Below are 13,585 nucleotides of genomic sequence, written 5' to 3' on the forward strand. Positions count from 1 at the left end.
GACAAAAGTGCAACTTACGAAACAACAGATTGCAGAGTATCACCGCGACGGTTTTCTGATCATCCCAGACGTGTTCGACGCGGAAGAGGTCAACGCTCTTAGGTCTGAGATCGAACGCCTGAAGCAAGTGGAGTTCAAGACTATCTTCCGCGAGCGTGAAGGCGCGGTACGTTCAATCTTCCAGGCACATGACGACACTGTGCCGGTCTACTCACCCGCGATTCGGGCGCTGACCCGCTCGCCGAAAACCCTGGCGCCGGCCATGCAACTCCTGGGCGACGACAAGGTGTACGTTATGCACACCAAGATCAACGTCAAGCCAGCGCTTGAAGGCACCGGTTGGCTGTGGCACCAGGATCATGGCTATTGGGTGCACGACGGGTATCCGGACGACGACCTGCTTACCGCCATGGTGATGTTGGGCGACACTAAGGAAATCCAGGGCGCGCTCTACATCATTCCCGGCAGCCACAAATTCGGCCTTCAGGATCACTACTTCGACGACAGCAAGGCAGCGTACCAACTGCCACAGCGCGCCGTGCAGATCGATCGCCTTAAGGAAGTGATGGAGAAATCCCCCGAGCCGATCCCCATCGTCGGCAAGGCCGGTACGCTGGTGCTGTTCCACTGCCTGACGATCCACGGTTCGGGTGTGAACATGTCGCGCGACAGCCGCTGGCAGGCCTACATTACCTACAACCGCTGCGCCAATCCCCCGCGCGAGGTCGAGAAGCCCCGTGGCGAGTTCACGCGTTCGATGAACTGGGCGCCCGTCCCAGTCGAACACGACCGAGCAATCGTCGAGGGTGCGCACGCGCCATCATAGTGCCCGCGATGCGGGCGGCAGGTGTTGCCCGCATACCGCTCCAGTTTCCGTCGGTGGCGCTGCAACGCGTCGGGCGAGGCTGCGCACTACCTTGGCGGCCGAGTTGCCAAAATCCGCAGAACGAGTCAGTCAACAAAGTGTCGAGGCACGTTGTGCAATTCCCCGCGATGAGCGCGACGGGAAGTGCCTGCCTATTCCGGACCGGAGGCAGGAGCCTGACAAGATTGGCACCGTAGGCCAGAGATGTAGTTGAACCAAGCGGCATCGCCGTCCCTTGAACGATCGGACTTCAGGTGACTCAGGGGCGCGGATGTCGCGAGGTTACCCAGGCGAGAACAACACTAGGAGACAAGGTCATGTACAACCACGCGATCGAATACGAACCGACACGGGAAGAGCAGTCGCATGCTTACGCCAAGGTCACGGCGCGAATTATCCCATTCCTGTTCCTTTGCTATGTCGCGGCCTATCTCGACCGCGTGAACGTCGGTTTCGCAAAGCTCCAGATGATGAGCGACCTCGGCCTGAGCGATGCCGCGTATGGACTGGGCGCCGGCGTGTTCTTTATCGGGTATTTGCTGTGCGAAGTCCCTAGCAACCTTATTATGATGAAGGTGGGTGCGCGCCGCTGGATCGCTCGGATAATGATCACATGGGCCCTGGTCTCCGCGGCGATGATGCTCGTCAAGTCGCCGACCAGTTTCTATATCACCCGCTTCCTGCTGGGCGTCGCGGAGGCCGGCTTCTTTCCTGCGGTCGCGCTGTACCTGACGTACTGGTTCCCGCCGTCGCGCTGCGCCAAGGCCACCGCGTTGTTCATGACCGCGATCCCGATGTCCGGCGTGTTCGGCGGTCCGCTGTCCGGCTACATCCTGCACTCGATGAGCGACCTCGGCGGCCTCGCTGCCTGGCAGTGGCTGTTCCTGATCGAAGCGCTACCTTCGCTTATCCTTGGCGTCGCTGCGTTCTTTTTCCTGGACGACCGGGTAGAGGATGCGAAGTGGCTGACCGCGCAGGAGCGCGCCATATTGGCCACCAATCTCAAGAGCGAGCAACACCATCGGCACCTTAACTCGCTGCGCGAAGGCTTTGCGAACAAGAAGATCTGGGTGCTGAGCATCATGTTCCTGTTCTTTACGATGGGCCTGTACGGAATCAGTTTCTGGCTTCCCACCATCATCAAGCAGAGCGGCGTCGCCGATCCGCTCAATGTCGGGCTGCTAACGGCCCTGCCATACGGCGCGGCCGCCATCGCGATGGTCATGGTCAGCAGGAGTTCCGACGCGCGACGCGAACGCCGCTGGCACGTTGCAATCCCTGGTCTGATCGGATCATTGGGCCTGCTGGTGAGCGCACTCAATTCGCACGACACGACGATCTCGCTCGTCGCGCTGACGTTCGGCACCGCCGGAGTGCTGACCACTATCTCGCAGTTCTGGGTGCTTCCGCCGAGCTTTATGGGCGGCGCTGCGGTTGCTGCGGGCTTCGCGGTCGCAAACACGATAGGGAGCGTCTCTGGTCTCGTTGCGCCGTATCTGATTGGCCTCGTGCAGGGGGTCTCCCATAGCACCACCGGCGGCGTCCTTGCGCTTGCGGCGTGTGGCGTCCTCGGCAGCGTCATGGTGTTCATGATCGATTCAAAGTCGGTGAACCACTGACTCGCCGGGGCAGTCTGGTTCGTTACCTACGTCATTTTGAGGACAGCATGGAAAACCTGAAGAAGTATCAGATGTACATCGGCGGGGAGTGGGTCGATGCCGCCTCGGGTGATTATTTCGAAACCGATAACCCCTACACGGGCAGGCCGTGGGGCCTGATTCCGCGAGGCGGCCAGCAGGACGTCGATAGTGCGGTGAACGCCGCTCACCGCACTCTGAACTCTGTCGAGTGGCGCGGCATGACAGCCTCCAAGCGCGGGCAACTGCTGCGTGCGCTAGGCGATATGCTGGGCGAACACGCGCCGCACTTGGCCGAGATCGAGGTGCGCGATAACGGCAAGCTCTATGCCGAGATGAGCCAACAGACGGAATACCTTCGGCAGTGGTATTACTACTTCGGCGGCCTCGCAGACAAGATCGAAGGCGCGGTCATCCCGATCGACAAGGCTGACAATTTCACGTTCACTCAATACGAACCGCTCGGGGTGATTGCCGCGATCATTCCTTGGAACTCACCTCTGTTCCTGGCCGCGTGGAAAATCGCGCCGGCGCTCGCCGCAGGAAATACGCTCGTCATCAAGCCGTCCGAGTTTACCTCGGCATCGATGCTGGAATTCGCCAAGATCTTTGAGAAGGTCGGCTTACCGGCCGGCGTCCTGAACGTCGTCACCGGGTTCGGCGTCGAGGTGGGCGCCCCGCTGGCGGTGCATCCGCTGGTTGCCAAGGTCGCGTTCACTGGCTCGGAGACGACCGGCAAGCGGATCTATGCCACTGCCGCCGAAGGCCTTAAGAAGGTGTCTCTCGAGCTGGGCGGAAAGTCTGCCAACATGGTTTTCGAGGATGCGCATCTGGACAACGCAGTCAAGGGCGTCATCTCGGGCATCTTTGCTGCCTGCGGCCAGACCTGCGTCGCAGGCTCGCGGCTGCTCGTGCAACGTAGCATTCACGACAATTTCGTCCACAAACTGGTCGATCTTGCGCGCACCGCGCGCCTCGGCGATCCCATGCTGTCGACAACGCAGCTGGGCCCGGTCACGAATCGCCCTCAGCTGTCGAAGATCCTTGATTACATCGGCATCGCGAAGCAGGAGGGCGCCGAGGCGGTGATCGGCGGCAAGCAGCCGAAGGAAGCCTCGTTGCAAGCGGGCTGGTTCGTCGAACCCACGATTTTCATAGGGATCGCCAATTCGATGCGGATCGCTCGGGAAGAGGTCTTCGGGCCGGTGCTGTCGGTCATCCCGTTTGACGACGAAGAAGAGGCGGTTGCCTTAGCCAACGACTCAAACTACGGCCTCGCCGCGGGCCTTTGGACCAGCGACTACCGCCGCGCCTTGCGGCTTCCTTCGCAGTTGCAGGTGGGCACCGTATGGGTCAACACTTACCGAGCGATGAGCTACATGGCGCCGTTCGGCGGCTACAAGCAGAGCGGCATCGGCAAGGAGAGTGGCCAGGACATGATCAAGGACTATCTCCAGAAAAAGACTGTCTGGATGTCGACGCAAGAAGAAGTCCCCAACCCGTTCATCATTCGGTGACCGTAACTATCACCTTCCACGCCTGCACAAATGAAGCTCGACCCTTACTCCCTGCGGCTATTCGTTCGAGTTGTCGAAGAGGGCACGATCATGGGCGCCGCCGAACGTGAGCACATCGCGCCATCTGCAGTGAGCAAGCGGGTCAGCGAGCTTGAGACCATCCTCAACACACACTTGATCGAGCGAAGCAACAAGGGGATCTTGCCTACCGAGGCGGGTGTCGCGCTGCTCGGGCTCGCGCGCAACGTGTTGCACGGCCTGGATGATATTTATTTCCAGATGCGTGACTACTCCAGCGGTACGCGGGGCTACGTGCGGATGTACGCGAACATCTCTGCGATCACGCAGTTCCTGCCGGCAGAGTTGAACTTGTTCCTAGCCAAGTTTCCGCTGGTGGAGGTGCATCTTGAGGAGAAGATCAGCTCGACGATCACTAAATCTTTGGCGGAATCGGTTGTCGACATCGGGATATTCACATCCGGCACGCACGCCGGAGAGATCGAGACATTTCCATATCGCGCTGACGACCTGGTGTTGATTACCCCAGTGAATCATCCGCTTGCTGCCAAAGATGCGGTCTCGTTCAGCGATACCTTGGAATTCCAGTATGTCGGTCTGCATGCCGGCGGTTCGATGAACATAGCCCTGACTAACGCCGCGAGCCGCGCGAACCGGCCCATGAAGATCCGCGTGCAGGTGACAAGCTTCGATGCGCTATGCCTGATGGTCGAAGCAGGCCTGGGAATTGGCATCTTGCCGAGGATCAGCGCAGAGCTTTTCGTCAGGGCGTTGAAGGTCAGGATGTTGACGCTCGAGGAGCCCTGGGCGAATCGCGAACTCGTAATTGGAGTACGCAGCTACGTTGCGCTCCCGGCTGCAGCGCGGTGCCTGGTCGATCACCTGCGCAGGCCATCCTTCGAAGCTCTTTGAATCGCGCGTCGATCCGTTAGGATCGACGCCCTATTGAACAACAACGCGATCCAAACCAAACATGGACACAAACAAAGCACTGCCGCTGGCTGGCATTCGCATATTGGAGATGGGCTCGTTGATCGCAGGTCCGTTCGCCGCCAAGATTCTGGGCGAATTCGGCGCCGAGGTCATCAAGATCGAGCCGCCCGTTGCCGGCGACCCGTTACGCAGATGGCGCAAGATGCACCAAGGGACGTCGCTCTGGTGGCAGGTTCAATCGCGTAACAAAAAGTCCGTCGCGGTCGACCTCAAGTCGGAGAAGGGGCGTGAGCTCGTTCGAAAGCTTGCCTGTTCGTGCGACATCGTGATCGAGAATTTTCGTCCCGGCACGCTAGAGGGTTGGGATCTCGGCTGGGAGACATTGTCGGCACTCAACCCACGCCTGATCATGCTCCGAATCTCCGGTTACGGCCAGACAGGACCCTATCGCGACCTTCCAGGCTTCGGCGTGATCGGCGAGGCGATGGGAGGACTGCGCTATGTCACAGGCTATCCGGATCGTCCTCCGGTGCGCGTCGGAGTCAGTCTTGGCGACTCGCTGTCGTCCCTGCACGGCGTCATGGGTGCGATGTTCGCGCTCTACCACCGGGACGTCCATGGCGGCAAGGGCCAGTACATTGACGTGGCACTTTACGAGTCGGTGTTCAACGTTATGGAGAGCCTGATCCCAGAGCAAGATTTCATGGGTCATACCCGCGAGCGCACGGGAAGTTCTTTGCCTGGCATCGCGCCAACGAATGCCTACCGCTGCAACGACGGCAACCACGTGCTGGTGGCAGGCAACGGTGACGGCATCTTCCGTCGCCTGATGAAGTCGATCGAGCGGGATGACCTGGCCAACGACCCCCGGTTTGAGCACAACGAGGGCCGGGTCGCCGGCGTCCAGGAAATCGACAGCGCCATCGAGGCGTGGACGTCCGTTCGCTCCCAAGAGGAGGTATTAGCCGTGCTGTCGAAGGCAGGTGTTCCGGCAGGGAAAATCTATTCAGCCGCGGACATCATGAGTGATCCTCACTACGAGGCGCGCGAGATGATCCATGACATGGAAACGAAAGACGGAACGCGTATGAAGGTGCCCGGCGTCGTCCCGAAACTGAGTGGGACACCCGGTCGGATCCGCGAGGCCGCGCCCGCGCTAGGTGAGCACACTTTCGCAGTGTTACGCGACCTCGGCTTGACCGATGGCGAGCTCAATGACCTGCACGAGCAGCGCGTGATTGCCTGAGGCGCACCAGTCACCGGAGAAATCAAATGCAGCACGGAAATAATCAGCGGGTCTACATTCAGGACGTCGCAGTGCGCGACGGATTCCAGATCGAGCCCGAATTCATTGCTACCAGCGAGAAGATCGGTCTGATCGATACGTTGAGCCGAACTGGGCTCGCGAAGATCGAGGTCACTTCGTTCACATCGCCCAAAGCCATTCCTGCGCTTGCGGATGCCGAGGCTGTCATGCAGGGCATCGAACGTGTCCCTGGCGTGATCTACACCGTACTTGTGCCCAACGTGCGCGGCGCCGAGCGCGCACTGATCTGCCGTGCCGACGAACTCAACATCGTCATGTCGCTGAGCGAGACGCACAACTTGACCAACCTGCGGATGAAACGAGAGCAGTCGTTCTCACAGCTTGCTGAGGTCATCCGGTTTGCACGCCCGACGGGGGTGGCCTTGAACGTGTCGCTGTCGTGCGCCTTCGGCTGCCCCATGGAAGGTGTGGTCGAGCAGGACGAGGTGTTTGGCTGGGCGCATCGCTTCGTCGATCTCGGCGTGGACGGCATCACGCTTTGCGACACCACCGGGATGGCGCATCCCACCCAGGTGCAGTTTATGTGCAATGCTTTCAAGCAACGCTGGCCGAGCACTGAACTCACGCTGCATTTTCACAACACGCGTGGCATGGGACTCGCCAACGTGATAGCCGCGCTGGAGGCCGGTGTGGATCGCTTCGACGCCTCGTTGGGAGGGTTGGGCGGCTGTCCTTACGCGCCCGGCGCAACGGGAAATATCTGCACCGAAGATCTGACGCACATGCTGGCTCTGAGCGGATACGACACCAATGTGGATCTGGACCTCCTGATCGCCTGTGGTCGTCGTCTCCCGGCTATGCTCGGTCACGATGTGCCGGGCCAAGTGGGCAAGGCCGGCAAGGTTTCGGACCTGCATTCCATACCGCAGTGGCTGCCCGAAATCAAGGCTCGTGCGGACGCCAAGGTGGCGCTCGCCTGAGACAGCAGTCCTGTGTCTGAAGGCCCCACTTTGGCTCTGGTCCTGCCTCGTATTCTGCTCACTCGCCGCTGGCCAGAGGCAGTCGAACGACACTTCGCGCAATTGTTCAATGTCGTGCCGAATCACGACGATCTTGATTCCCTCACCACGTTTCAGGCAGTTCATCGCCGAAAGCGCCCCGTGGGGCTCCGTTTGTGACAATCAAGGCACACGCGTAGGCAGGGTGTCACGTGATCCCCCCGGGCTGCGTAGACACTCGCCGAGAAAGTCGACGAACGTCCTGAGCTTGACCGAAAGCTGGTTGCGCTCAAGATAGATTGCGTGGATATTGGCATCCGGCAATGCCCAGTCCTCGAGCAACGGCACGAGTTCGCCGCGCGCGAGATGTCCCTCGATCTCCCACTGCGACCGCACCCCGATCCCGCGACCTTCGAGCGCCCAATGAAGCACCACGCTTCCGTCGTTGCTGGACAACGCTCCATCGACCTTGACCGTTTCCGTGCGCTTCCCGCGAGAAAAATGCCATGTGCCGTAAGCCGACTCGTTTTCGCGCAGCACGATGCACGCATGCCGTGTCAGATCGTGCGGCACGGAGGGCTTGCCGTGCCGCGCCACGTAATCGGGCGACGCGCATACCAATCGCTTGTTTTCGAGCAGGAGCCGCGCGTTGATGCGCGCATCCGGCACCTCGCCGAAGCGAATGCCGAGGTCGAATCCTTCGTCCTGAAGGCTCATCGGCCGGTCCGTCAGATGCAGCAGGATTTTCATCGCGGGATAACGTGCGACGAACTCCGACACGGCCGGCGCAATGCGCGCCCTACCGAATCCGAACGACGCATTCACGCGCAGCAGGCCGGTCGGTTCGCCACGGCTTTGCGTGACGAGATGCTCTAGTTCTGACAGCTCGTCCAGAATGCGCGAGCCGTTCGACAGATAGAGCTCGCCTTCCGGCGTGAGGCTCAGACGCCGCGTCGTGCGGTTCATCAATCGCACGCCCAGGCGCCGTTCGAGTTGCGCGAGCCGCTTGCTGACCGCGGGCGGCGTCACGCCCAGTTCGCGCGCGGCGGCCGCCAGATTCCGATGCCGCGCTACGAGCGCGAACAGATTCAGGTCCGAGAAGCCATCCATTTCAATGCTCCGTATCGTTCGCGGATTCGTTCCCTGAAGTTACGGCCGGAATGCTTTACAGGAAACCAAATCACATGATTCATCAATTAGACTCGAATCACGATCAGGAGACAATCATGTTTGAAGGCTTCAGGAACGTATCGGCGACCGTCGACGGCGTACGGATTCACGCCATTCAGGGTGGGCGGGGCCCCGCCCTTTTAGTCTTGCACGGGCATCCGCAAACGCATGCGATCTGGCACAAGGTCGCGCCGGCGCTAGCGGAGCATTTCTCGGTAGTCGCCGCCGACTTGCGCGGTTACGGCGACAGCGGCAAGCCGCCGGGCGCAACCGATCACGCGAATTATTCCAAGCGCCGCATGGCGCTCGATCAGGTCGAACTGATGCGCGGTCTCGGCCATGAGACCTTCGCGGTAATCGGCCACGATCGGGGCGGGCGCGTCGCGGCGCGCATGGCGCTCGATCATCCGGATGCCGTGACGCGCCTCGTGACGCTCGACGTTGCGCCGACGCTCGCGATGTATGAACAGACCTCGTTCGACTTCGCGCGCGCCTACTGGCACTGGTTCATGCTGGTGCGTCCCGCGCCGTTTCCGGAGACGCTGATCCGCGCGGACCCCGATCTCTATCTGAGGCAGACCATCGGCGCGCGTAGCGCCGGCCTCGCGCCGTTCACGGCGGCGGCTTACGCGGAATATCTGCGTTGTCTCTCCGATCCCGATACGGCGCACGGCATCTGCGAGGACTATCGCGCGAGCGTGACGATCGACCTCGAACACGACCGCGCGACGCTCGCTTCGCAACAGCGGATCGGTTGTCCGTTCATGGCGTTGTGGGGCTCGCAGGGCGTGATCGAGCAATGCTTCGATCCACTCGCCGAGTGGCGGGCGTATGCGTCGAACGTGCAGGGCGAGGCGCTGTCTTGCGGCCACTACATCCCCGAAGAAGCGCCAGAGCTACTGCTCGAACGCGTGCTGTCGTTTCTCAGCGAGTAATCCGATGTCCGACCGAACCCTTTACCAGAAGTTCGTCGATTCGCATACAGTGACGCGTATCGACGAACATAACGTGCTGCTGTACGCCGATCTGCATCTGATGAACGAGTACACCAGCCCGCAGGCGTTCAGCGCGCTCGATGCACGCGGCCGCGCAGTGCGCCGTCCGCGTCAGCAGCTCGCCGTCGTGAGCCACATCATTCCGACGCATGCGGAGTCGCCGCGCGTGATTCGCGACGCAGCGTCGCTGTTGCAGGCGCGGAACCTGGCGCGCAATTGCGAGCGAGCCGGCATCCGGCTCTTTGCGGCGGACGATCCGCTGCAAGGCATCGAGCATATCGTCGCGCCGGAACTCGGGCTGATCCGTCCCGGCATGGTCGTGCTGTGCGGAGACAGTCATACCACCACATACGGCGCGCTCGGCGCGTTGGGCTTCGGCATCGGCACGTCGGAAGTCGAGCACGTGCTCGCGACGCAAACGCTCGTGTACCGGCTTGCGCGGACCATGCGCATCACGATCGACGGCGCGCTGCCATACGGCACGTCGTCGAAGGACGTCGTCATCTGGATCATCAGCAAGATCGGCGCGCAAGGCGCGCGTGGTTATGCCGTGGAATTCGCCGGTTCGACGATCGCATCGCTTTCGGCCGAGGCGCGCATGACCTTGTGCAACATGACCGTCGAAGCCGGCGCACGCGCCGCGCTGATCGCGCCCGACGCGACGACTTTCGAATACGTGCGCGCCCACACGCCGTCACTCGACGATACCGCATGGCACGTCGCGCTCGAAGACTGGCGCGAACTGCATTCCGACGCAGGCGCGCAATTCGACGCCGAACACCGCTTCGACGCGCGGAACATCGCCCCTTTCGTCACCTGGGGCACGAGTCCCGATCAGGCCGTCGCCATCGATCAGCCGATTCCCGACGAAGCCGCGCAAACGACGCCCGAAGCCGCCGCATCGCTGCGCCGCGCGCTCGACTACATGGGACTCGCGGCCAATCGGCCGATAGCCGGCACGCGCATCGACCGTGTGTTCATTGGCTCGTGCACCAACGGGCGCATCGAAGATCTGCGCACAGTGGCCGCGATCGTGCGCGGCAAGCGCGTCGCGCCCGGCGTGCGGGCGATGGTCGTGCCGGGCTCGGGCAGCGTGCGCCGGGCGGCCGACCAGGAAGGCATTGCGAAGACGCTGATCGATGCGGGCTTCGAATGGCGCGAGCCAGGCTGCTCGATGTGCCTCGCGATGAACGACGACGTGCTGGAAGCAGGAGAACGGTGCGCGTCCACCACCAACCGCAATTTCGAAGGCCGCCAGGGACGCGGCGGCCGCACGCATTTGATGAGTCCGGCGATGGCGGCGGCCGCCGCGCTGACCGGCTGCATCACCGATGTCCGCAAGCTGGAGGGATTCACATCATGACGCGACTCACGACCATTCAAGGCTGCGCCGCGCCGTTGCCGATCGACAACCTCGACACCGATCAGATCATGCCGAAGCAGTTCCTGCGCATCATCGATAAAGCGGGTCTCGCCGCCGGCCTGCTGTACGACCTGCGTTTCAACGAGTGGGGCGCGCCTCGCGCGGACAGCGTCTTCAACCAGAGCGCTTACGAGAACGCGCGGATCCTGATCGGCGGCGCGAACTTCGGCTGCGGATCGAGCCGCGAGCATGCGGTCTGGGGCTTGCAGCAATACGGTTTTCAGGCGGTAATCGCGCCGAGCTTCGCGGAGATCTTCTATTCCAACGCAATGAATAACCGCCTGCTGCTCGTTCAACTGGAGCGCGATGCGATCGATGCGCTGATGCGCGAGGTCATCGAAATGCCCGGCGCATCCATCACGATTGATCTCGAACAGCAGACCGTGACGTCCGCTTCGGGCGCACGGCATGTGTATCCGATTGGCGCACGCCACAAGCGCATGGTGATGGAAGGCATGGATACCATCGATCTGACGCTTGACTCCGTCGCCGCGATCGAGGCGTTCGAACGCTTGCATTTTGCACGCCATCCCTGGGCGCAAGTGATGTAACCGCGCCAGCTGTCGCGCGCCGCGACGGCGTCCCAGTTCAAGCCTGGCCGATTCCCTTCCGACCGAAGAAGGGAAGGGCATCTCTTTGCCTCGAAAATGGAGGAGACACATGAAACGCAAACCGTTCTACACGATTCTCTATGTCCAGGTGCTGGCCGCCATCGTCGCGGGCGTGCTGCTCGGCCATTTCGCGCCGCAAGCTGCCGTTGCGTTGAAGCCGCTCGGCGATCTGTTCATCAAGCTCGTGCGGATGATCATTGGGCCGGTGATTTTCTGCACGGTCGTGACGGGTATCGCAGGAATGCAGGACATGAAGAAGGTCGGTCGCGTCGGCGGCAAGGCGCTGCTCTATTTCGAAGCGGCATCCACGCTTGCGCTCGCGATCGGTTTGCTCGCCGCCCACGTGCTCGTGCCGGGCAAAAGCTTCAACGTCGATCCTTCGACGCTCGACGCGCGCGCCGTATCAGGTTATGCGGCACAGGCGGCGCATGGCGACGGCATCGCAGGATTCATCGCACATGTGATACCCGAAACATTCGTGGGCGCCCTGGTTGAGGGCGACATTCTTCCCGTGCTGCTGATCGCAATGCTATTCGGCACTGCGCTGGCGCTGATGGGCGAGTCTGCCGCGCCCGTCACACAGTTGATCGAGACCTTGTCCAAGGCGTTCTTTCGCATCGTGCGGATGGTCACCAGTCTCGCGCCGATCGGCGCGTTCGGGGCGATGGCCTTCACGATAGGCCGTTATGGCATCGTCTCGCTGCTGCCGATGCTGAAGCTGATCGGCGCGTTCTATCTCACCGCGTTTCTGTTCGTGGCGGTCGTCCTCGGCATCGTCGCGCGTCTGTGCGGGTTCAGTCTCTGGCGCTTCCTTGCCTATATCCGCGACGAACTACTGATCGTGCTCGGGACATCGACGTCCGAAGCAGCGTTGCCGCAACTGATGGACAAGCTCGAACGCCTGGGTTGCCCGCGCGGCGTCGTGGGACTCGTCGTGCCGACCGGTTACTCGTTCAATCTGGATGGCACCAACATTTACATGACGCTCGCGGTGCTGTTTCTCGCGCAGGCGACCAATACGCACTTGACCTTCGCGCAGGAAATCACGCTATTGCTCGTCACGATGCTGACCTCGAAGGGATCGACGGGCGTGACGGGCGCGGGCTTCATCACGCTGGCTGCGAGCCTGTCGGTCGTGCCGACGGTTCCCGTCAGCGCGATGGTGCTGATTCTCGGCATCGATCGCTTCATGTCCGAATGCAGGGCGTTGACCAACATCGTGGGCAATGGCGTGGCGACGATCGTGGTATCGGCGTGGGAAGGCGGGCTCGATCGAACGAAGCTCAAGATGGCGTTGGGTAAAGGCGAGCAACTCCGAGGCGGGTCGTGCTCAGCCGCCCTATGCGAAATGAGCGCCGGTGATCGCGAAACGGTCCCTTACAAATAAATGATCATCCGGTGACCAATCAGGGTCGGCTATCGCGGCTCGACGACGGACAATGAGCCCCCCATCATTGTGTCCCCGGCGGACTCGGTTCAGAAACCTGCGCAGGCGTCGATTTGTCGTCCGCGCAACGAGCACCGGAAGCTCGACGGCTTCGCGCTTCGCCTGATTTTGTGGTGCTTCCTGATCGTGCTGATCGACGGCTAGATCAGGTCGCGGCCGCCTTCGCGGCGCCCGCGCTGACGCATGCGTGGCACACGAACGCGACCGGCTTCGTACGTGTGTACGGTGTGGGCCTGTTCGGCGTGCTCGTCGGCTCGCTATTGCTGGGCGTCAGCGGCGAGCGTTTCGGGCGCAAGCTCATGATCATCTACGGATCGCTCTGGTCCGGGGTGCTGACGTTCATGTGCGGATACGCCGATTCGCTCGGACAGCTCACGCTGCTTCGCTTTCTCGCGGGCATCGGCATCTGCCGGTCGCGCAACTGTTCTTCAATCCCGCCGCCGTCTTCGTGCTGATCGTGCTGCTTTCGGCGTGGCTCGGCGGTGTGCGCCGATATGAACGCGTCGCGAACACGGAGCCGGTCTCGTCGTAACGATGCGGCGCGGGCGGCGTCAACGCGGATTTAGCGCATCCGCGATGTTGCCGTCCGCTTCCGCTGCGTTCAGGGGAGCGGATGAATCGAGCTCGTTCGGCTCGCGCGCGCTGGTGTCGTAGAGGCGGTCCGGAATGAACAAGGTGCAGATGCCGCTCAGAAAGAACACCGC

At 61.6% G+C, this 13,585-nt stretch carries 12 protein-coding genes; 11 read left to right on the forward strand and 1 reads right to left on the reverse strand.

Annotation, left to right across the window (positions count from 1 at the left end; genetic code table 11):
• Nucleotides 1–7: 7 nt before the first annotated feature.
• The 6 genes from AWB83_RS15885 to AWB83_RS15910 all read left to right on the forward strand — a co-directional run bounded on the left by AWB83_RS15885 (nucleotide 8) and on the right by AWB83_RS15910 (nucleotide 7,217).
• The gene (locus AWB83_RS15885; RefSeq protein ID WP_159463055.1) at nucleotides 8–826 is read left to right on the forward strand and encodes a phytanoyl-CoA dioxygenase family protein; all 819 of its coding nucleotides are present in this window, start codon (nucleotides 8–10) and stop codon (nucleotides 824–826) included.
• A gap of 356 nt (nucleotides 827–1,182) precedes the next feature.
• Nucleotides 1,183–2,484 carry an MFS transporter gene (locus AWB83_RS15890; RefSeq protein ID WP_087046514.1) on the forward strand — a complete coding sequence of 434 codons (1,302 nt, stop codon included), beginning with the start codon at nucleotides 1,183–1,185 and terminating at the stop codon, nucleotides 2,482–2,484.
• Nucleotides 2,485–2,540: 56 nt separating this feature from the next.
• Nucleotides 2,541–4,019, forward strand: a complete 1,479-nt coding sequence (locus AWB83_RS15895; protein ID WP_167389121.1) for an aldehyde dehydrogenase family protein — start codon at nucleotides 2,541–2,543, stop codon at nucleotides 4,017–4,019.
• Nucleotides 4,020–4,049: 30 nt separating this feature from the next.
• Nucleotides 4,050–4,949, forward strand: a complete 900-nt coding sequence (locus AWB83_RS15900; RefSeq protein WP_087046515.1) for a LysR family transcriptional regulator — start codon at nucleotides 4,050–4,052, stop codon at nucleotides 4,947–4,949.
• A 61-nt stretch (nucleotides 4,950–5,010) separates the two neighbouring features.
• Entirely contained in the window at nucleotides 5,011–6,216 is a 1,206-nt protein-coding gene (locus AWB83_RS15905) for a CaiB/BaiF CoA transferase family protein (RefSeq protein ID WP_087046516.1), read from the forward strand.
• A 26-nt stretch (nucleotides 6,217–6,242) separates the two neighbouring features.
• Nucleotides 6,243–7,217, forward strand: coding sequence for a hydroxymethylglutaryl-CoA lyase (locus AWB83_RS15910; RefSeq protein WP_087046517.1), 975 nt, complete (start codon nucleotides 6,243–6,245; stop codon nucleotides 7,215–7,217).
• 201 nt (nucleotides 7,218–7,418) lie between these two features.
• Here the strand turns inward: AWB83_RS15910 and AWB83_RS15915 are convergent, their stop codons facing one another.
• Nucleotides 7,419–8,345: a LysR family transcriptional regulator gene (locus AWB83_RS15915; RefSeq protein WP_087046518.1), complete on the reverse strand. Its 927-nt coding sequence runs from the start codon at nucleotides 8,343–8,345 to the stop codon at nucleotides 7,419–7,421.
• A 116-nt stretch (nucleotides 8,346–8,461) separates the two neighbouring features.
• Between AWB83_RS15915 and AWB83_RS15920 the strand changes: the two genes are divergently transcribed.
• The 5 genes from AWB83_RS15920 to AWB83_RS15940 all read left to right on the forward strand — a co-directional run bounded on the left by AWB83_RS15920 (nucleotide 8,462) and on the right by AWB83_RS15940 (nucleotide 13,336).
• Nucleotides 8,462–9,340, forward strand: a complete 879-nt coding sequence (locus AWB83_RS15920; protein WP_087046519.1) for an alpha/beta fold hydrolase — start codon at nucleotides 8,462–8,464, stop codon at nucleotides 9,338–9,340.
• A 4-nt stretch (nucleotides 9,341–9,344) separates the two neighbouring features.
• A complete protein-coding gene (gene leuC / locus AWB83_RS15925; protein WP_087046520.1) occupies nucleotides 9,345–10,763 on the forward strand; it encodes a 3-isopropylmalate dehydratase large subunit in 1,419 nt (472 codons plus the stop codon).
• Nucleotides 10,760–11,374, forward strand: a complete 615-nt coding sequence (gene leuD / locus AWB83_RS15930; protein ID WP_087046521.1) for a 3-isopropylmalate dehydratase small subunit — start codon at nucleotides 10,760–10,762, stop codon at nucleotides 11,372–11,374. The genes leuC and leuD overlap by 4 nt, the downstream gene beginning before the upstream one ends.
• 109 nt (nucleotides 11,375–11,483) lie before the next feature.
• Nucleotides 11,484–12,821 carry a dicarboxylate/amino acid:cation symporter gene (locus AWB83_RS15935; RefSeq protein WP_087046522.1) on the forward strand — a complete coding sequence of 446 codons (1,338 nt, stop codon included), beginning with the start codon at nucleotides 11,484–11,486 and terminating at the stop codon, nucleotides 12,819–12,821.
• A gap of 173 nt (nucleotides 12,822–12,994) precedes the next feature.
• Nucleotides 12,995–13,336 carry an MFS transporter gene (locus AWB83_RS15940; RefSeq protein ID WP_244197757.1) on the forward strand — a complete coding sequence of 114 codons (342 nt, stop codon included), beginning with the start codon at nucleotides 12,995–12,997 and terminating at the stop codon, nucleotides 13,334–13,336.
• Nucleotides 13,337–13,585 lie beyond the last annotated feature (249 nt).

The organism is Caballeronia ptereochthonis, assembly GCF_001545075.1.
Lineage (GTDB): Bacteria > Pseudomonadota > Gammaproteobacteria > Burkholderiales > Burkholderiaceae > Caballeronia > Caballeronia ptereochthonis.